We start from the raw sequence: 18,828 nt of genomic DNA on the forward strand, positions 1-18,828 counted from the left end.
TCTCACCGAAGTGAAACAGGGCCCTTCACCTGGGCCTAAGCCCTTACTGCACCGTCGGGACGACAGGATTTGAACCTGCGACCCCTTGACCCCCAGTCAAGTGCGCTACCAAGCTGCGCCACGTCCCGGTGCTCGTGCCGACCGGAGAAGTCCCGGTCGGGGCGTGCAGAAGAAAAATACCCTGTCCGGGGCCATGAATCCAAAGCGGGTGCTCGCAAGGGTGCTCCACGGCTCCAGGCGAGGCTCCGGCTGTCATGGTTCGATGAGGTTATGGGTGAAATGTCGGCCAAGGGTGACCTCCGGGTGCGCAGGGTTTACGAGCCGCCGGAGCCGGGGGACGGGGCGCGGGTGCTGGTTGACCGGCTGTGGCCGCGCGGGCTGTCCAAGGCGGATGCGCGGCTCACCGAGTGGTGCAAGGACGTGGCGCCGTCGACGGAGCTGCGGCGCTGGTTCCGTCACGAGGAGCCACGGTTTGACGCGTTCGCCGAGCGCTACCGGGAGGAGCTGGCGCGGGAGGCGGTGCAGCCGCTGCTGGAGGGGCTGCGGGAGCGTGCCGCGCAGGGGCCGCTGACGCTTCTGACCGCCACGAAAGATGTGTCGGTGAGTCATGTGAATGTCCTGGTCGAGGTGCTTCAGGAGGGGTTCTGAGGCCCCGCGCCACGCCGATGGCCTGCCGCTGACCTGCGTATTCGTCGATGCGTTGACGAAACATACGGTGGAGTGCATACTTATACCCGTCAGTGAATGCACCGTAAGGAGAAACCCGTGACCGAGCGCGTCGTACTCGCCTACTCGGGCGGCCTGGACACCTCTGTCTGTATCGGCTGGATCGCCGAGGAGACGGGCGCCGAGGTCATCGCCGTTGCCGTGGATGTCGGCCAGGGCGGCGAGGACCTGGACGTCATCCGCAAGCGTGCGCTTGCCTGCGGCGCGGTCGAGGCCGAGGTCGCGGACGCCAAGGACGAGTTCGCCGACGAGTACTGCCTCCCGGCGATCAAGGCCAATGCCCTCTACATGGACCGCTACCCGCTGGTCTCGGCCCTCTCCCGGCCGACCATCGTCAAGCACCTGGTGGCCGCCGCCAAGAAGCACGGCGCCAGCACCGTCGCCCACGGCTGCACCGGCAAGGGCAACGACCAGGTCCGCTTCGAGGCCGGTATCTCCTCCCTCGCCCCCGACCTGACCTGCATCGCCCCGGTCCGTGACTACGCGATGACCCGGGACAAGGCGATCGCGTTCTGCGAGGAGAAGAACCTCCCGATCGCGACCACCAAGAAGTCGCCGTACTCGATCGACCAGAACGTCTTCGGGCGGGCCGTCGAGACCGGCTTCCTGGAGGACATCTGGAACGGGCCGATCGAGGACGTCTACGAGTACACCGAGAACCCGGCCACCCCCCGGGAGGCCGACGAGGTGATCATCTCCTTCAAGGAGGGTGTCCCGGTCGCCATCGACGGCAAGCCCGTCACCGTCCTGCAGGCCATCCAGCAGCTCAACGAGCGGGCCGGCGCCCAGGGCATCGGCCGGATCGACATGGTCGAGGACCGGCTGGTCGGCATCAAGTCCCGTGAGGTGTACGAGGCGCCCGGCGCCATCGCGCTGATCACCGCGCACCAGGAGCTGGAGAACGTCACCGTCGAGCGCGAACTGGCCCGCTACAAGCGGCAGGTCGAGCAGCGCTGGGGCGAGCTGGTCTACGACGGTCTGTGGTTCTCGCCGCTCAAGCGGGCGCTGGACGGCTTCATCAACGAGGCGAACCAGGCCGTGTCCGGCGACATCCGGATGACCCTGCACGGCGGCCGCGCGGTCGTCACCGGCCGGAAGTCCGACCAGTCGCTGTACGACTTCAACCTCGCGACGTACGACACCGGCGACACCTTCGACCAGTCGCTCTCGAAGGGCTTCATCGAGCTCTTCGGCATGTCGAGCAAGATCGCGGCCAAGCGCGACCTGGCCTGAGCCGACTCGTTACCACGTACGTGGCCGCCTCCCTGCCCTCGTGGTGGGGAGGCGGCGGCAGATCCACCCGCAGCCTTGAGGAGCAGCAGTGAGCAGCAACAGCGGTGACGTCCGGCTCTGGGGCGGCCGGTTCGCCGACGGACCGGCCGAGGCGCTGGCCCAGCTGTCGGCGTCCGTCCACTTCGACTGGCGGCTGGCCCCGTACGACATCGCGGGCTCCCGTGCGCACGCCCGGGTGCTCCACAAGGCGGGTCTGCTCACCGAGGACGAGCTGACCCGGATGCTCGCCGGGCTCGATCAGCTCGCCGCGGATGTCGCCGACGGCTCGTTCACCGGCACCATCGCCGACGAGGACGTACACACCGCCCTGGAGCGCGGGCTGCTGGAGCGGCTCGGCCCGGACCTCGGCGGCAAGCTGCGGGCCGGCCGGTCCCGTAACGACCAGGTCGCCACGCTCTTCCGGATGTATCTGCGGGACCACGCCCGGATCATCGGCGGGCTGATCGCCGACCTCCAGGAGGCGCTGGTGGGCCTCGCCGAGACCCACCCGGACGTGGCGATGCCGGGCCGCACCCACCTCCAGCACGCCCAGCCGGTGCTCTTCGCCCACCACGTCCTGGCGCATGTGCAGTCGCTGTCCCGGGACGCGGAGCGGCTGCGGCAGTGGGACGACCGTACCGCCGTCTCCCCGTACGGCTCGGGCGCGCTGGCCGGCTCCTCGCTCGGCCTCGACCCGGAGGCGGTCGCCGCCGACCTCGGCTTCGAGCACGGCTCGGCCGGCAACTCCATCGACGGCACGGCCTCCCGTGACTTCGTCGCCGAGTTCGCCTTCATCACGGCGATGATCGGGGTGAACCTCTCCCGGATCGCCGAGGAGGTCATCCTCTGGAACACGAAGGAATTCTCCTTCGTCACGCTGCACGACGCCTTCTCGACCGGCTCGTCGATCATGCCGCAGAAGAAGAACCCGGACATCGCCGAACTGGCGCGGGGCAAGTCGGGCCGCCTCATCGGCAATCTGACCGGGCTGCTGGCCACCCTCAAGGCGCTTCCGCTGGCGTACAACCGCGACCTCCAGGAGGACAAGGAGCCGGTCTTCGACTCCTGCGACCAACTGGAGGTGCTGCTCCCGGCGTTCACCGGGATGATGGCCACCCTGACCGTCCACCGCGAGCGCATGGAGGAGCTGGCCCCGGCCGGTTTCTCGCTGGCCACCGATATCGCGGAATGGCTGGTCAAGCAGGGCGTGCCGTTCCGGGTGGCGCACGAGGTCGCGGGGGAGTGCGTCAAGGAGTGCGAGGCGCACGGCATCGAGCTGGACCAGCTCACCGATGAGCAGTTCGCGAAGATCTCGCCGCATCTGACCCCGGAGGTCCGCGGCGTCCTCAACGTCCCCGGCGCGCTCGCCTCGCGCAGCGGCCGCGGCGGCACCGCCCCCTCGGCGGTGGCGGTCCAGCTCGCCGAGGTACGCGCCGACCTGGTCGCTCAGCAGGAGTGGGCGACGGCCAAGAAGGCCACCGAGCTGACGTAGGCCCGTACGGACATATACGCGCGGACGTAGACGAGCAGGCGCATACGACGGCGGCCCGCCCCCGGGAGGAGATCCGGGGCGGGCCGCCGTCGTATGCGGGCGGTGAGAGGGCAGACAGCCGGATGAGACATTCACGTCTCATTCGGCTACTGTGTGTCTCATGGCCTTGGACCGTGAGCGGGTACTGAAAGAAGCCGCCGCGTTGCTCACGCGGCGGGCTTCGACACCGATGGACGAGATCGCCCGCGCCGCGGGCATCAGCCGGGCGACCCTGCACCGGCACTTCGCCGGGCGCGATGCCCTGATCAGAGCGCTGGAGGAGCACGGGATCGCGCAGTGCGCCCAGGCGATGGACGCGGCCCGGCTCGATGAGGGGGACGCCGCCGACGCGCTGCGCCGCCTGATCGCCGAAGCCGAACCGGTCGCCGCCGTACTGGCCTTCCTCTTCACCGAGAACCAGCTCTTCGAGGACGGCGAGATCAACGCCGGCTGGGAGGAGCTCGACGCCCGCCTCGGCGCGCTCTTCCGACGCGGCCAGGAAGAGGGCGACTTCCGTATCGATCTGAGCGCCGCCTGGCTCACCGAGGCCTTCTACGGACTCATCGGCGCCGGTGCCTGGGCCGTGCACGAAGGGCGGGTCGCCCGTAACGACCTTCACCACTCGATCGCCGAGCTGCTGCTCGGCGGCATCCGACGGAGCATGGAGAAATGACCGAGACCATAGCGTCAGGACCGGCCGGTTCGGCCCATGTGGACGACCAGCCCCGGCCGGGCCGCTGGCTCGCGCTCGCCGTCCTCGTCCTCGCCGTCCTGCTGGTCGGCGTCGACGCCACGGTCCTCGGCCTCGCCACCCCGTTCCTCAGCGAAGACCTCCAGCCGTCCGGGACCCAGCTGCTGTGGATCGGTGACATCTACTCCTTCGTCATCGCCGGACTGCTGGTCTCCATGGGCAGCCTCGGCGACCGCATCGGCCGCAAGAAGCTGCTGCTGCTGGGCTCCGTCGGCTTCGGCGCGATGTCGGTGCTCGCCGCGTACGCCACCACCCCCGAGATGATGATCCTGGCCCGCGCGCTCCAGGGCGTGGCCGGTGCGACGCTGATGCCGTCCACGCTGGCGCTGATCCGCAACCTCTTCCACGACCCCAAGGAGCGCAGTCTGGCCGTCGGCATCTGGGGCGCCATGGCCTCGGCCGGTATGGCCGTGGGGCCGGTCCTCGGCGGCTTTCTGCTGGGGCACTTCTGGTGGGGTTCGGTCTTCCTGATCAACCTGCCCGTGATGGCGCTGCTGGTGGCCGTCGGCGCCAAGGTCATCCCGGAGTCACGCAATCCGGATCCCGGCCCCTGGGACATCCCCAGCGTCCTGCTGGCCCTGGTGGGCATCGTCTGTGTCGTCTACGCCATCAAGGAAGCGGCGGTGCACGGCTACCGCTGGGACATCGCCCTGGCGGCCGTCGTCGGTGTGCTGACCCTGTTCGTGTTCGTCCGCCGGCAGCTCACCCTCCCCTCGCCGCTGCTGAACATGAAGCTCTTTCACCACCGCGGCTTCTCCGGGGCGGTACTGGCCGATCTGCTGACCATCCTCGGGCTGTCCGGGCTGGTCTTCTTCCTCTCCCAGTTCCTCCAGATGGTCCAGATGCGCTCGCCGCTGAACGCCGGGCTCGTCGAACTCCCGGCGGCGGTCGGCGCGGTGGGTGCCGGTCTGGCCGCCGGCTGGGTCGCCCGGCGGCTGTCCGTACGGATCGTGGTGGCCGGCGGCCTCGCCGTGGTCGGGCTCGCGCTGGTCGGCTGCACCACCCTGCACGGCGACACCGGCACCGCCGCGATGTGCGTCATCCTCTTCGTCGTCGGCGTCGGCGCAGGATTCTCCTTCACCGTCACCGCCGATGTGATCCTCTCCAGCGTGCCCAAGGAGGAGGCGGGCGCCGCCTCCGCGGTCTCCGAGACGGCCTACGAACTGGGCGCCGCGCTCGGCATCGCCCTGCTCGGCTCCATCGTGACCAGCATCTACCGGGGCTTCGGCGCACCGCCCGGGGTGCCCGCCCCCGCCACCGACGCCGCCCGCGAATCGCTCGGCGGCGCCGTCGAGACGGCCGGCCAACTCCCCGCCGACCAGGGCGCGGCGCTGCTGACGGCCGCTCAGGACTCCTTCGTCGCGGGCGTGGACGTCGCCGCCGGGGTCGGCGCGGTGGTCCTGCTGTCCGCCGCCGTGGCCGCGTGGTTCCTGCTCCGCGGCCAGCAGCTGGCGAACAGCCCGGAGCCGACCGGGCCCGTGGCGCTCGCCAAGGCCGCTGCGAAGGCGGAGCGCGAGTCCGGCCCGGCGCCCGACGGCCCCGCCGAACGCCCATAACGCCGTACGACGGCTCCCCCGGACGGCGGGCACCCACCGCGCCCCAGGGCGTGTCCCGTGGATCACGGCGCCGCGCACGCGCATGATCAACGGGACACGCCCTGGGGGCGACTGTCCCCCGCCCGTTCACGCCCGGTACGCACTGTGGTGACCGGCCGTCCCGAGCGGCTTGCTTGACTCTCCCGTCGTCCCCTCACGGACGGCCCGCTCAGGAGAGTGACGCAGTGCGCGACATCGGACGACGCTCCTTCATCACCGCCGCGGGGGCCCTGGCCACCGCGAGCGCCATCGGCAGCAACGCCTACGCCACCGGCCACGCCCGCGACGCGGCCACCGCCGACGAATACGTCGACGTCCAACTCCTCAACATCACCGACCTGCACGGCTATCTGCAGGGCGCCCCCGGCGCCCACTCGATCATCACCGGGGCCGGCGGCAAGACCTACACCGTCGGCGGCGTCGCCTATATGGCCGCCCACCTGGAGCGGCTGCGCGACGGCCGCCGCAACTCGCTCTTCTTCGCCCCCGGCGACCTCTTCTCCGGCTGGGAGTTCGACGCCGCCACCTTCGCCGACGAGCCCACCATCGAGGCGCTCAACGCCATGGGCCTGGACTTCGCCTCGGCCGGCAACCATGAATTCGACAAGTCAGCGAAATTCCTCACCGCGCACATGGAGGACGGCGAGAGCTTCCCGGTCGTCGGCCGCGATGACGCCTTCCCGGATTCCACCGGCCGCCGTTTCCGTGGCGCGGAGTTCCCCTACTACAGCGCCAACATGGTGTGGAACGCGAACGGCGAGCTGGTGCTGCCGCCGTACAACATCGAGTACGTGGACGCCGGCGGCGGCCGCCGGCTGCCGATCGGCTTCATCCATCTGACCGCCATCGGCACCGAGTCCTTCCCCGGCTCCTACCAGCCGGGACTGCGCACCCTCGACGAGCTGGAGACCGCCAACCGCTGCGCCGCGGAACTCAAGTCCCGCGGGGTGCGGGCGATCGTGCTCAGCATGCACGACGGCGCGGTGGCCGGCAGCGACTTCTCCAGCGGCAGCAACCCCTCCGGGCCCGCCTACGAACTCGCGCTGCGCGTCTCCCCGGACATCGACGCCATCGTCACCGGACACTGGCACTGCGCCTTCACGATGATGCTGCCCGACCCCGACGGTGTGCCCCGCCCGTTCGTCGAGGCCGGCTGCTACGGCCAGCTCGTCAATGAGATCAATCTGCGCCTCGACCCCGACACCGGAGCGGTGATCCGGGAGCTGACCACCGCCACCAACCACCCCAACACCCGGGATGTCACCCCGGACCCGGACCTCAAGTCGATCGCCGGCTACTGGGCGGACTACGGCAGCCGGCGCGCCCGCAGCCGCCTCGGCACCCAGACCGCCTCCTTCACCCGGCAGCGCAACGCGGTGGGGGAGAGCACCATGGGCAACCTCGTCGCCGACTGGGCCCTGTGGGCCGGCCGTCAGCCGCTCGACCCGATGGCCGACGCCGCCGCCCACCCCAACACCCCCGCGGAGCTCGCCGTCATCGCGGTCGCGCCGCGCGTCGGCCAGGCCGTGATCGCCGGCGATCTGATCCGTGACGCGCAGACCGGCGGCACCGTCACCTTCGCGCAGGCGTGGAACTCCGTCGGCTTCGGCGACCCGATCATGACCGTCACCGTCACCGGCCGGCAGCTGCACGACGCCCTGGAGGAGCAGTGGGCACCGACCGCCGGCGGCGGCCTCGGCTTCTCACCGCTGGCCGTCTCCGGCAACGTCCGCTACACCTTCGACGCCGCGGGGGCCGTCGGCCGGCGGATCGACCCGGCCGAGGTGTTCATCGACGGCAAAGCCCTCGACCTCACCCGCCGCTACCGCCTCGCCGCCCCCTCCTACACCCTCATCAACCAGGACGGCTTCAGCGCCTTCACCGGATTCACCGCACCGGTCCGGCACACCCGCGACTTCGAGAGCTTTGTCTCCTTCGTCCGCACCAAGAAGCAGCTGACGCCCGCCCCGTTGAACCGGGTCGCGGTCAAGAACGCGCAGGTGCCCGGCGCCCGCACCGGCACCGTCACCCAGCGCCAGCAGCTGCTCCAGGCCGACGGCAGCGTGGTGCCGCGGCCCGAGGCGGCGCTGCGTACGGCGCTGACCGGCGGCGCCGAGGGCCAGCGTGCCCCCGGCGGCTTCCGGGTGCCCTGCTGACCCGCCCGTAGGGGAGCGGCAACGCAACGGGCCCCATCCGGAGAGCGGATGGGGCCCGGCGCACGGCGGACGGTCAGGCGGCCCTGGCCTTGGTGGCGTAGACGTCGACGTACTCCTGGCCGGACAGCTCCATCACGTCGCTCATCACCTCGTCGGTGACGGCCCGCAGGACATAGCGGTCGCGGTCCATACCGTCGTAGCGGGAGAAGTCCAGCGGCTCACCGAAGCGCACCGTCACCGGCGCGATGTGCGGGCGGCCCTTGCCGCCGGGCTGCACCTTGTCCGTACCGATCATCGCGAACGGGACGACGGGCGCACCGGTCATCAGGGTGAGCCGGGCGATGCCCGTACGGCCGCGGTAGAGACGGCCGTCGGGGGAGCGGGTGCCCTCCGGGTAGATGCCGAAGACGCTGCCCTCCTCCAGGATGCGGCGGCCGGTCATCAGCGCCGCGACCCCGCCGTGTCCGCCGTCCCGGTCCACCGGGATCATGCCGGCGCTGGTGAAGAACCAGGCCATCGCCCGGCCCTTGAGGCCCTTGCCGGTGACGTACTCGTCCTTGCCGATGAAGTACACCTGGCGCTTGACCACCAGGCTCAGGAACAGCGAGTCGATGAAGGTGACGTGATTGCCGGCCAGGATCACCGGTCCGGTCGCCGGAATGCGCTCCATGCCCTCGACCTTCGGGCGGTACAGGACACGCATGACGAATCCGAGAATCGCCTTCAGCACAATGCGGGACAACGGGCCCTCCGGGTCGTGACTGGTCAACGTCTAGCGGGCGCAGAACTCTGCAGCCAAGGACCATACTCGCGGGTCACTCCCGCGCGCACATCGGGTTCACGAGGTCGATACGCACCGTTGACGTGTGTTACCACCATCTTCGCCCCGATGTCGTCGTCCGTCTCCCCGGCATGGCCCGTCCGTGCTTACGATCAGCCGGGTTCCGCGGGCCGGTGCGCAACACGCCTCATCGCGCGCCGGAAAACACCCGGAAGCACCCGGAAGACCAGCGAATGCCTCAGACAAGGAGCCTACGCATGCACAAGCGGCAGCAGCCGGGACGGCGGACGGTGCTGGGGGCCGCGGCCCTCGGCGCGGGAGCGGCGGTGTTCGGCGGAGCCGGCCAGGCGAGCGCGGCGGGCCAGGCTAGCGCGGCCGGGCGGGACGGGGTGCCCCGGGAACTGCCGGTCCCGCTGATCGTCGGCCACCGCGGCGCCAGCGGCTACCGCCCCGAGCACACCTTCGGCTCCTATCAACTCGCCCTGGACATGGGCGCGGACGTCATCGAGCAGGATCTCGTCCCCACCAAGGACGGGCATCTGGTCTGCCGCCACGAGAACGACATCACCGCCACCACCGATGTCTCCGCGCACCCCGAGTTCGCGGACCGCAAGACCACCAAGACCGTGGACGGGGTGAAGCTCACCGGCTGGTTCACCGAGGACTTCACGCTCGCCGAACTCAAGACGCTGCGCGCCAAGGAGCGCATACCGGGAACCCGGCAGCACAACACCCTCTACGACGGGGTGTGGGAGGTCCCCACCTTCGAGGAGGTGCTGCGGTGGGCCGAGCGCGAGGGCCGCGAGCGGGGCCGCCGCGTCTGGCTGCACATCGAGACCAAGCACCCCACGTACTTCCGCAAGCTCGGTCTCGGCCTGGAGGAGCGGGTGGCCAAGGCGCTGCGCGCGCACGGCCGGCACCGTAAGAACTCCCCGAACTTCCTGCAGTCCTTCGAGCCCAGCAGCATCCAGCGCCTGGACAAGCTCGTGGACTGCCCCAAGGTCGTCCTGCTGGGCACGCTCAAGGACCGGCCCTGGGACTTCACGGAGTCCGGTGACCCGCGCACCGTCGCCGACCTCGTCAAGCCCGAGGGGCTGAAGTGGCTGGCCGGCTTCGCGCAGGGCATCGGCCCCGACCTGACCGTGATCATCCCGCGGGACAAGGACGGCAAGCTCGGCGAGCCCACGTCCGTCGTCAAGGACGCGCACGCCGCCGGACTGGTGCTGCACCCGTATACGGTCCGCAACGAGAACACCTTCCTGCCGGCCGACTTCCGCCGCGGCACCGACCCCAACGCCTACGGCGACGCCCTCGGGGTGTTCCGGGCGTACCTCAAGACCGGGATCGACGGCCTGTTCTCCGACAATCCCGACACCGCGCTGCTGGCCGCCGCGGAGTTCCGCAAGCACTGACGCCCGCCGCGGCCCGCCGCCGCGGCGGTGAACGGCCACCCGGACCGGCACCGCTTTCCTCGCATTCTCATCTGAGTTGGGAATGTCACAGGAGAGCTCGGTGCCGGTCCGTTCCGTCTGCCCCAATTGCCTGCGCAGAATGCTCGCGGCGAAGATTGCCACCGCCGTTCACCGGGGATTCCGGAAGAGGCGGTGTCAGCGACGCCAAGGCGGTGCCGGGTACCCCACGGCACCGTCCGTCAGGGCACATCGTTCCGGGCGCACCCCTCTCACCCTCATCGCGCCCGGACCAGCGAACCGAATAAGGGGAGGCATACGCGCATGGGCACGAGCGTGACCATCTCTGCCGCGACCGACCAGGACGCCGAGCAGATCCTCAAGCTCCAGTACCTCTGCTACCAGCAGGAAGCCGCGCTGTACGACGACTACGGCATCGAGCCGCTCACCCAGACGCTGCAGGCGCTGCGCGCCGAACTCGGCGAGGGCTGCGTGGTGGTGGCCCGGCTCGGCGAGGAAGTGGTCGGCGCCGTGCGCGGCACGGTCGACGGGGACGGCACCGGGCGGATAGCCAAACTCATCGTGCACCCGCGGATGCAGCGGCACGGCCTGGGCGGACGGCTGCTGGACGCCGTCGAAGGGCGGCTGGCGGCCGAGCGGTCGGCCATCCGCTACCGCCTGGTCAGCGGCCACCGCAGCGAGGGCAATCTGCGGCTCTACCGAGGCCATGGCTATGTGCCCGTGGGCACCGAGCAGCTCACACCCCGGCTGAACGTGGTCACGCTGGAGAAGGAAGCGCCCCAGCCGGCCGGTGCCGGGGAGCTCGTCGCGCAGGCGTAGCGCCGGGGGCGGGCCCGCCCCCCGGGCGGGGCGGGTCCGCCGGGCTCTCCGCGGCGGAGCGGAGATCAGAGGATGTAGAGGAAGACCCCGGGTGCCGCGTCGCTGCCGCCCGTGGTGGTGACCGTGATGGTGACCGCGCCCGTGGCGTGGCTGGGTGCGACGGCCGCGACCCTGGTGTCGGACAGCACGGCGAACGTGGCGGGGGTGCCGTCGAAGGTCACGCCGGTGGTGGTCGCCAGCGCGGTGCCCGTGATGTCGACCAGCGTGCCGCCCGCGGGCAGACCGGTCAGCGGGCTGAAGCCGGTGACGGTCGGCGCGGGTACGAAGGCGAAGGTCTCGGATGCCGTCGCGGTGCCGCCGCGCGCGGTGACGACCAGGGACACCTCATCCGTCGCATGGGCCGGGCTGACGGCGGTGAGCTCGCTGTCGGACACCACCGTCGGCGTCACGGCGGTGTCCCCGAACAGCACGGAGTCGGCGGTGGCGAGGCCGCGACCGGTGACGGTGACCGTGCCGCCGCCCGCCACCGGCCCGGACGACGGGGAGACGTCGACGACCACGGGCGGGGGGACGTAGAAGAACGGCACCGGGCTGCTGGTGCCCCCGGGCGTGGTCACCGTGGTGTCGACCACGCCGGCCCCCGAGGGGGCGACCACCGACACCGAGGTGGGTGAGGTGGCCGTGATGGTGGCCGTCTTGTTCCCGAAGTGCACCATGGTGGCCCCGGTGAGGCCGGTGCCGGTGAGGGTCGCCGGGAAACCGCCTCCGGTGGAACCCTGGTTCGGACTGATGGGCATCTTCCCGCTCCGTTTCCGCGCCCCGGCGAACCGTGAACGCCTCTCGGACTCCAGTGAGCCAGGGCCGTCGGCCGGGAGCGAGGGGCGGCCCCGCTCTTCACCCGGATGGCGCAGCGTGCTCGTCGGACGGTCTCAGGCCGCCGTCCGCTCCATACGCGACCGGCGCAGCCACAGCAGCCCGGTGACGGGCAGGAAGACCGGGATGAAGAGGTAGCCCATGCCGTAGTCCGACCAGACCGTGGCGTCCGGGAACGCGGACGGGTCGAGCAGCGTCCAGGTGCCGATGCCGAACACCCCGAGCAGCTCCAGCGCACAGCAGACGAACGCGGCCCGGCGGGCGCCCTCGCCGCCGCGCACCAGCGAGAAGGTGATGAACCCGTAGACGACCGCGGAGACCGCCGAGAGGCCGTACGCCAGCGGGGCCCGGTCGAACTGGGCGATGACCTGGTACAGCGAGCGGGAGGCGGCCGCGACGGTGAAGATGCCGTAGAGCGCGACCAGCAGCCGGCCGGGGCCGGTGCCCAGGGAGCGCCGTGCCGGGCCGGTGGCCTCCGTGGCGCGGGTGGTCCGTGTGGTCTCAGGCACTGCCGCCTCCCCAGATGTCGAACAGCCGCACTTCCAGGACGGCCAGCACCACGGCGCCCGCCGCGACGGTGGCCGAACCCCAGCGGGTGCGCTCCGACAGCGACATGAAGCCGGTCGCCGGGACACAGGCGGCCGCCCCGAGCAGATACGAAACGAACAGCGCGGTGCCCTTGTCCGGCGACACGCCACGGGACAACTGCACGACGGCGATGACCAGTTGGACGATGCCGAGCAGCGACACCAGGCCCATGCCGATGAAGTGCCAGTCCTTGGTGGGCTGGTCACGGAACGCCGCGAAGCCGCACCAGGCGGCGAGGGTGAGGGCGGCCACCGCGACCGCGATCGTCAGCGCGTCGATCACCGGGGCCTCCGGACGGCGTGGCCGCGCGCCGTGGGGTAGTGGGGCATGGAGCGATGCTAATCGGCGCCGGACGGGCGGCCGCCTCCGGCCCCGGGGTGCGGCGGCCGGGACCGTGACCGTGGCGTTGACCACAGCACCCCGGGCCGCCGCGCTCCCGGCCGCCCTCCTCCGTCCTCCGCTCCCGGCGGCATCCGCGCAGGCCACGGGCCGGTCCGCGGAGATCGTTTCCGCCGGTCGGGGCGCTGTCCACGAGTTGGTCGGTGGTGTCCGCGATCCGGACTGGCTTGATCGGTGCGTACAGCTGTCTGGTTTACTGCCACACATGACCACGACGAGCTACCGCACCCCTGCGACCGAGGCGTACCAGACGCCCGGTGCTCGTTGCCTGTGTCGAATGTGTGACCGCTGAGGGCCCCCGCCTGAGCCTCGCGCCCCGAAGCGAGACCCCGCATGAGCCGCACGTCGACCTCCCGACGCCCCCGGCCGCCCCGCGTCACCGGAACCCGGAGCCGGGCCCCGCGCCCGCCGCCGCTCCCTGGTCCCCTCTGCCGCACTCGCAAGAATGCCCCGTGCCCGGCGGGCGAGCCGCCGAGCACTCGACAGTGACGGAATTCCCTAGTGATCACCACAACGGGCCTGACCAAGGTCTACCGTTCAGGAGACCGCGAAGTCACCGCCCTGGACGGCGTCGATCTGCACGTCCGTGAGGGCGAGGTGTACGGCGTCATCGGCCAGAGCGGCGCCGGCAAGTCCACCCTCATCCGCTGCCTCAACCTCCTGGAGCGCCCCACCTCCGGCACGGTCACCGTCGCCGGCCAGGAACTGACCTCCATCGCCGGCCGCGGCAAGCGCGCCAGCGCCCCGCTGCGCGCCGCCCGCAGCCACATCGGCATGGTCTTCCAGCACTTCAACCTGCTGTCCTCGCGCACCGTGCAGGACAACGTCGAACTGCCGCTGGAGATCCTCAAGGTCGACCGCCGTGAACGCTCCCGCAAGGCGCTGGAGCTGCTGGACCTGGTCGGCCTCGCCGACAAGGCCCAGGCCTACCCCGCCCAGCTCTCCGGCGGGCAGAAGCAGCGCGTCGGCATCGCCCGCGCGCTGGCCGGCGACCCCAAGGTGCTGCTCTCCGACGAGGCCACCAGCGCCCTGGACCCGGAGACCACCCGCTCCATCCTCCAGCTGCTGCGCGACCTCAACCGCAAGCTGGGCCTGACCATCGTGCTCATCACGCATGAGATGGACGTGGTGAAGTCGATCTGCGACTCGGCCGCGCTGATGAAGAACGGCCGCGTCATCGAGCAGGGCACCGTCGCCGAACTCCTCGCCACCCCCGGCTCCGAGCTGGCCCGGGAGCTGTTCCCGGTCGGCGGTGAGCCCTCGGCCGACGACCGCACCGTCGTGGACATCACCTTCCACGGCGATGCCGCCACCCGCCCGGTGATCTCCGAGCTGTCGCGCACCTACAACGTCGACATCTCGATCCTCGGCGCCGCCATGGACACCGTCGGCGGCAAGCAGATCGGCCGGATGCGCATCGAGCTCCCCGGCCGCTTCGAGGAGAACGTCGTACCCATCGGCTTCCTGCGCGAGCAGGGGCTCCAGGTGGACGTGGCGGAGGTCGACGGCAGCGCCCCGGCACCCGCCAGCGACTCCGCCGACACCGCCGACGAGCCCGCCACCCCGGCGCCGGCCGCCACGCTGCAGAAGGAAGGTGCCAAGTGACCTGGAACGAGATGCAGCCGCTGCTGTACGACGCCACCCTCGACACCCTCTTCATGGTGTGGTGGTCGACCTTCTACGCCGTGCTCTTCGGCATCCCCGTCGGGATCCTGCTGCACCTGACCGACCGCGGCGCCATCCTGCAGAACATCGTGGTCAACAAGGTCCTCGGCGCGATCGTGAACATCGGACGGTCCTTCCCGTTCCTGATCCTGATCGTCTGGCTGATCCCCTTCACCCGGCTCCTGGTCGGGGTCTCGATCGGCCCGACCGGCGCGGTCGTCCCGCTCACCATCGCCGCCATCCCGTTCTTCGGACGGATGGTGGAGTCCGCGCTGCGCGAGGTGGACAAGGGCCTCGTCGAGGCCGGACACGCGATGGGCGGCGGCACCTGGACGATCATCTTCAAGGTGCTGCTCCCGCAGGCGCTGCCCGCGCTGGTGGCGGCCGTCACCACGACCGTCATCACGCTGATCGGCTACTCCGCCATCGCCGGTGCGGTCGGCGGCGGCGGCCTCGGCAACCTGGCCTACACCTACGGCTACCAGCAGTACGAGACGACGCTGATGATCATCACCGTCGTCGAGCTGGCCGTCTTCGTCACCCTCGTACAGCTGCTCGGCGACCTCGTCGTCCGCCGGCTCACCCACCGCGGCACCCGCGCCTCCTCCCTGGGGACCGGCCTGCGCCGGGCCCGCACCGAGGAGCCGGCCGCCGTCACCGAGGCCGCCTGAACCCGGAGCCACCCGCTCCGCCCAAGAGCCCGGACCCTTTGCCGGGCGGACACCGCACAGGAACCCTGTGTGTGAACAAGAAAGAGGCACTCTTCGTGCGCAACACCCGCAAGATCTCCGTCGCCATAGCCGCCGCCTCCGCCGTCGCCCTCGGCGCGAGTGCCTGCTCGGCCCCCTCCGACACCACCGCCAGCGGCGACAAGGGCGATAAGAACGCCCCCCTCGTCGTCGCCGCGAGCCCCACCCCGCACGGCGCCATCCTCGACTTCGTCAAGAACGAGCTGGCGGAGAAGGAGGGTCTCAAGCTCGTCGTCAAGCCGTTCAACGACTACAAGATCCCGAACAAGGTCACCGACGACGGCCAGGTCGACGCCAACTTCTTCCAGCACAAGCCGTTCCTCGACACCTTCAACAAGGAGAACGGCACCCACATCGTGCCCGTCCAGAACGTGCTCATCGAGCCGCTGGGCGTCTACTCCAAGAAGATCGACAAGCTCTCGGACCTCAAGGCCGGCAGCACCGTCTCGCTCCCGAACGACCCCTCCAACGAGGGCCGCGCGCTCAAGCTGCTCGCCGACCACGGCGTGATCACCCTCAAGCCCGGTGTCGGCTCCGACGCCAAGCTGAACGACGTCAAGGACGACAAGGGCGTCAAGCTCACCGAGCTGGAGGCCGCACAGACCGCGCCGCGTATCGACGATGTCGACGCCGCGATCATCAACGGCAACTTCGCCATCGGCGCCCACCTCAAGCCCTCCAAGGACGCGCTGGCCCTGGAGAAGGCGAAGGACAACCCCTACGCCAACTTCCTCGCCGTCAAGAAGGGCAACGAGAACGACCCGCGGATCAAGAAGCTCGCGAAGCTCCTGAACTCCCCCGAGGTCAAGAAGTTCATCGAGGACAAGTACAAGGACGGCTCGGTCATCCCGGCCTTCGGGCCGGCCAAGAGCTGACGCGCTTCGCCTGAGGGGACTCCCCGGGGCGGGCGGCGCGGGCTCTGTAGTGGCGCCGGGATTTCCCGGAGCTCTTGGATTCCGGCCCGTCCCGGGCTTCGCCCAACGGGCAGGTTTGTTTCCCCGCCGCCCACCCCCCTTCGGGGGGTGGGCGGGTGTAGAGGTGAGGTACCGCCCCGCACGGGTGCCCACAGGCCCCCCGCAGGCCCCGGACTCGCGCGTGGCGCGGGCCGGGGCCCTCGCGCGTGGCACACCCGTACGCCGATGCTGCATGCTGGTGCATTCAAGACGGTCAAGACGGCCCGTGACCTCGCGGTCTCACAGCCCGCGACGTTCCGGACACCACAGTCAACGGCGCGGGAGCAGCGGCATGACATCCACCTTTCCGGACATCTCCATCAGCACGGACCGGTTGGTGCTGCGCCCCTTCGAAGAGGCCGATGTGCCGCCGCTCACCGCGATGATGAACGACGAGCTGATCGCCGCCTGGACCGCGATACCGCAGCCGTACACCGAGGACGCCGCGCACACCTGGACCACCGAGAGCGCCCACGCAGAGCGGACGGCGGGCCACGGTATCGATTTCGCGGTCACCGAGTTCCTCACCCAGCGCCTGGTCGGCGTGGTCCAACTGCGCAACACCGACTGGCGGATCCGTTCCAGCGAACTCAGTTACGTCGTCGCCTCCTGGGCCCGCGGCGAGGGGTACGCCTCCGAGGCCACGCTCGCCGTCGCCCACTGGCTCTTCCACGACCAGAAGTTCGAACGTATCGAGCTGCGCACCGCGGCCGGCAACACCGCCTCCCAGCAGGTCGCCCAGAAGGTCGGCTGCATCAGCGAGGGCGTGCTGCGCAACGCCTTCATAGCCCGCAGCCGCACCGAGGACGGCGGCTGGACGGACATCCGGACCGATCTGATCGTGTGGAGCCTGCTCCCCGAGGACCTTGAGGGGGTCCCCGGCCGGCTGGCGGACGCGAACGGATTCAGCTACCCCGAGTGGAACTGACCACGCCCGCGCTCAGGTCCGTACCGCAGGGGGTAGTCTCGGCCTGCCGCGCACCTGCGTGAGCAGCGCGGACCTGCGCTTCACAGCGGCACCACAGCGGCACCACCGGCCTGCGGCCGTCCCGCCTGCCGCACCCGCCCGCGTAACCACAGCAGCCCCAGGAGACTGACGAGCATGGCCGACCGGGTCACGGTGATCGGATGGGACGGCTCTCCGCTGACCGCCGCCGCCCGCTCCGCGCTCGGCGCGGCCACGCTGGTGGCCGGCGCCGCCCACCACCTCGCCCTTCCCGAAGTCCCGCCGCACGCCGAACGGATCCGGCTCGGCAGCGTGTCCCTGGCCGCCCGCCGTATCGCCCAGCACCGCGGCACCGCCGTCGTACTCGCCGACGGTGACCCCGGCTTCTTCGGCGTCGTGCGCACCCTGCGGGCCCCGGAGCACGGCCTGGAAGTGGAAGTCGTCCCGGCCGTCTCCTCCGTCGCGGCCGCCTTCGCACAGGCCGGGATGCCCTGGGACGACGCCCAGGTCGTGGTCGCCCACAGCCGCGATCTGCGCCGCGCGGTCAACGTCTGCCGCGCCCACACCAAGGTCGCGGTGCTCACCTCACCCGGCGCCGGCCCCGCCGAACTCGCCCTGCTGCTCCGCGGCGTCCACCGCACCTTCGTCATCTGCGAGGAACTGGGCACCGAACGGGAGCAGGTGACCGTCCTCACCTCCGACAGGGCCGCCGACCATGTCTGGCGTGACCCCAATGTCGTCATTGTCGTCGGCGGTTCGCCCGGCGGCGCCGCGGCCCAGGGCACCGGCTGGATCGCCGGTCGCGACGTCGGCCACCCGACGGGCCCGCGCGGCTGGGGACTTCCGGCCAGCGCGTACGGCGGCGCCCTGGGCGAGGGCGAGTCCGTCCAGCTGCGGACCGCACAACTCGCGCGGCTCGGACCGCAGGTGGGCGACCTGGTCTGGGACATCGGCGCGGGCAGCGGCGCCGCCGCGGTGGAGGCCGCGCGCTTCGGCGCCGCCGTCATCGCGGTCGACGCCGATCCGGACGCCTGCGCACGCACCGCCGCCCTCGCCCGCCGGCACGGCGTCCAACTCCAGGTCGTGCCCGGCCGGGCGCCGCAGATCCTGGAGGACCTGCCCGAGCCCGACGTGATCCGGGTCGGCGGCGGGGGAGCGGACGTGCTCACCGCCTGCGCGGCCCGCCGTCCCGAACGGATCGTCACCCACGCCGCCACCCGCGACGAGGCCGAATCGCTCGGCCGCGCGCTGGCCGACGGCGGCTACGAAGTCGAGTGCGCACTGCTGCAGTCCGTGGACCTGGACACTTCCGTCTGGGTCGAACGTGAACGGTCTGTGGTGTTTCTGGTCAGCGGGTATCGGGTTCCTCACCCGTGACCAGCCAGGCAACCCGCGCGAGGTAGGCTGGCGGATCGTTGCGCCGCCGTTCCGCATTCGGCTTCGTACGCCAATATCCGGAAAATGCCGTGGTTTTGGCCGAATATGAAGCTCTGGAGAGCGGACGTGCCGCGAGGCGTGCTCGCTCGTTCTAGCTATCGGGGCGTCGGCGCGCCCCGGTCGAGCGCGTCGCACGAGCGGTTGGAAGGAGCACTAC

General features: G+C 70.7%; 17 protein-coding genes and 1 tRNA gene. 13 read left to right on the forward strand and 5 right to left on the reverse strand.

The features are described from left to right. Positions 1 to 54 precede the first annotated feature (54 nt). Positions 55 to 128 (reverse strand) — tRNA-Pro (locus tag STRTU_RS29315). A 142-nt stretch (positions 129 to 270) separates the two neighbouring features. Here STRTU_RS29315 and STRTU_RS29320 point away from each other — a divergent pair. From STRTU_RS29320 to STRTU_RS29345, 6 genes are all read left to right on the forward strand, one after another. After that, positions 271 to 648, forward strand: coding sequence for a DUF488 domain-containing protein (locus tag STRTU_RS29320; RefSeq protein ID WP_159747782.1), 378 nt, complete (start codon positions 271 to 273; stop codon positions 646 to 648). A 117-nt stretch (positions 649 to 765) separates the two neighbouring features. Continuing rightward, the gene (locus STRTU_RS29325; RefSeq protein WP_159747784.1) at positions 766 to 1,959 is read left to right on the forward strand and encodes an argininosuccinate synthase; all 1,194 of its coding nucleotides are present in this window, start codon (positions 766 to 768) and stop codon (positions 1,957 to 1,959) included. Positions 1,960 to 2,047: 88 nt separating this feature from the next. Next, complete coding sequence (gene argH / locus STRTU_RS29330; protein ID WP_159747786.1) at positions 2,048 to 3,490, forward strand: argininosuccinate lyase; 1,443 nt, start codon at positions 2,048 to 2,050, stop codon at positions 3,488 to 3,490. Between the two features lie 160 nt (positions 3,491 to 3,650). Continuing rightward, a complete protein-coding gene (locus STRTU_RS29335; protein WP_159747788.1) occupies positions 3,651 to 4,202 on the forward strand; it encodes a TetR/AcrR family transcriptional regulator in 552 nt (183 codons plus the stop codon). Beyond that, positions 4,199 to 5,836, forward strand: coding sequence for an MFS transporter (locus tag STRTU_RS29340; RefSeq protein WP_159747790.1), 1,638 nt, complete (start codon positions 4,199 to 4,201; stop codon positions 5,834 to 5,836). Before STRTU_RS29335 ends, STRTU_RS29340 begins: the two co-directional genes overlap by 4 nt. Positions 5,837 to 6,060: 224 nt before the next feature. Further along, positions 6,061 to 8,031 (forward strand): bifunctional metallophosphatase/5'-nucleotidase, encoded by a 1,971-nt coding sequence (locus STRTU_RS29345; RefSeq protein WP_159747792.1) that lies wholly within the window; start codon positions 6,061 to 6,063, stop codon positions 8,029 to 8,031. 73 nt (positions 8,032 to 8,104) lie between these two features. Here STRTU_RS29345 and STRTU_RS29350 read toward each other — a convergent pair whose 3' ends face one another. Then, entirely contained in the window at positions 8,105 to 8,773 is a 669-nt protein-coding gene (locus STRTU_RS29350) for a lysophospholipid acyltransferase family protein (RefSeq protein ID WP_159747794.1), read from the reverse strand. Between the two features lie 296 nt (positions 8,774 to 9,069). Here STRTU_RS29350 and STRTU_RS29355 point away from each other — a divergent pair, with 296 nt between their 5' ends. Both STRTU_RS29355 and STRTU_RS29360 read left to right on the forward strand, forming a co-directional pair. Beyond that, a complete protein-coding gene (locus tag STRTU_RS29355) occupies positions 9,070 to 10,224 on the forward strand; it encodes a glycerophosphodiester phosphodiesterase (protein WP_159747796.1) in 1,155 nt (384 codons plus the stop codon). A 321-nt stretch (positions 10,225 to 10,545) separates the two neighbouring features. After that, positions 10,546 to 11,061, forward strand: a complete 516-nt coding sequence (locus tag STRTU_RS29360) for a GNAT family N-acetyltransferase (protein ID WP_159747799.1) — start codon at positions 10,546 to 10,548, stop codon at positions 11,059 to 11,061. Positions 11,062 to 11,126: 65 nt separating this feature from the next. Here the strand turns inward: STRTU_RS29360 and STRTU_RS29365 are convergent, their stop codons facing one another. The 3 genes from STRTU_RS29365 to STRTU_RS29375 form a co-directional block, all read right to left on the reverse strand. After that, the gene (locus tag STRTU_RS29365; RefSeq protein WP_159747801.1) at positions 11,127 to 11,858 is read right to left on the reverse strand and encodes an IPT/TIG domain-containing protein; all 732 of its coding nucleotides are present in this window, start codon (positions 11,856 to 11,858) and stop codon (positions 11,127 to 11,129) included. A 132-nt stretch (positions 11,859 to 11,990) separates the two neighbouring features. After that, a complete protein-coding gene (locus STRTU_RS29370) occupies positions 11,991 to 12,443 on the reverse strand; it encodes a hypothetical protein (RefSeq protein WP_159747803.1) in 453 nt (150 codons plus the stop codon). Continuing rightward, on the reverse strand, positions 12,436 to 12,804 hold the full coding sequence (locus STRTU_RS29375; protein WP_159747805.1) for a hypothetical protein: 369 nt from the start codon (positions 12,802 to 12,804) through the stop codon (positions 12,436 to 12,438). Before STRTU_RS29375 ends, STRTU_RS29370 begins: the two co-directional genes overlap by 8 nt. Positions 12,805 to 13,422: 618 nt before the next feature. Here STRTU_RS29375 and STRTU_RS29380 point away from each other — a divergent pair. The 5 genes from STRTU_RS29380 (at position 13,423) to cbiE (ending at position 18,611) form a co-directional block, all read left to right on the forward strand. After that, positions 13,423 to 14,526 carry a methionine ABC transporter ATP-binding protein gene (locus tag STRTU_RS29380; protein WP_159747807.1) on the forward strand — a complete coding sequence of 368 codons (1,104 nt, stop codon included), beginning with the start codon at positions 13,423 to 13,425 and terminating at the stop codon, positions 14,524 to 14,526. Then, entirely contained in the window at positions 14,523 to 15,257 is a 735-nt protein-coding gene (locus tag STRTU_RS29385; RefSeq protein WP_159747809.1) for a methionine ABC transporter permease, read from the forward strand. Before STRTU_RS29380 ends, STRTU_RS29385 begins: the two co-directional genes overlap by 4 nt. Before the next feature lie 71 nt (positions 15,258 to 15,328). Continuing rightward, the gene (locus STRTU_RS29390; RefSeq protein WP_159747811.1) at positions 15,329 to 16,210 is read left to right on the forward strand and encodes a MetQ/NlpA family ABC transporter substrate-binding protein; all 882 of its coding nucleotides are present in this window, start codon (positions 15,329 to 15,331) and stop codon (positions 16,208 to 16,210) included. Between the two features lie 370 nt (positions 16,211 to 16,580). Next, positions 16,581 to 17,216, forward strand: a complete 636-nt coding sequence (locus STRTU_RS29395; protein ID WP_159747813.1) for a GNAT family N-acetyltransferase — start codon at positions 16,581 to 16,583, stop codon at positions 17,214 to 17,216. 174 nt (positions 17,217 to 17,390) lie between these two features. Beyond that, positions 17,391 to 18,611 carry a precorrin-6y C5,15-methyltransferase (decarboxylating) subunit CbiE gene (gene cbiE, locus STRTU_RS29400; protein WP_159747815.1) on the forward strand — a complete coding sequence of 407 codons (1,221 nt, stop codon included), beginning with the start codon at positions 17,391 to 17,393 and terminating at the stop codon, positions 18,609 to 18,611. The last annotated feature ends 217 nt before the right edge of the window (positions 18,612 to 18,828 follow it).

The sequence above is a fragment of the Streptomyces tubercidicus genome, from assembly GCF_027497495.1.
Taxonomy (GTDB): domain Bacteria; phylum Actinomycetota; class Actinomycetes; order Streptomycetales; family Streptomycetaceae; genus Streptomyces; species Streptomyces tubercidicus.

Excerpts from the sequence above, each read along its gene's own strand:
- STRTU_RS29320 (WP_159747782.1), top strand. The coding sequence starts at position 271 with ATGGGTGAAATGTCGGCCAAGGGTGACCTCCGGGTGCGCAGGGTTTAC.
- STRTU_RS29335 (WP_159747788.1), top strand. The coding sequence starts at position 3,651 with ATGGCCTTGGACCGTGAGCGGGTACTGAAAGAAGCCGCCGCGTTGCTC.
- STRTU_RS29340 (WP_159747790.1), top strand. The coding sequence starts at position 4,199 with ATGACCGAGACCATAGCGTCAGGACCGGCCGGTTCGGCCCATGTGGAC.
- STRTU_RS29355 (WP_159747796.1), top strand. The coding sequence starts at position 9,070 with ATGCACAAGCGGCAGCAGCCGGGACGGCGGACGGTGCTGGGGGCCGCG.
- STRTU_RS29360 (WP_159747799.1), top strand. The coding sequence starts at position 10,546 with ATGGGCACGAGCGTGACCATCTCTGCCGCGACCGACCAGGACGCCGAG.
- STRTU_RS29365 (WP_159747801.1), bottom strand. The coding sequence starts at position 11,858 with ATGCCCATCAGTCCGAACCAGGGTTCCACCGGAGGCGGTTTCCCGGCG.
- STRTU_RS29395 (WP_159747813.1), top strand. The coding sequence starts at position 16,581 with ATGACATCCACCTTTCCGGACATCTCCATCAGCACGGACCGGTTGGTG.
- cbiE (WP_159747815.1), top strand. The coding sequence starts at position 17,391 with ATGGCCGACCGGGTCACGGTGATCGGATGGGACGGCTCTCCGCTGACC.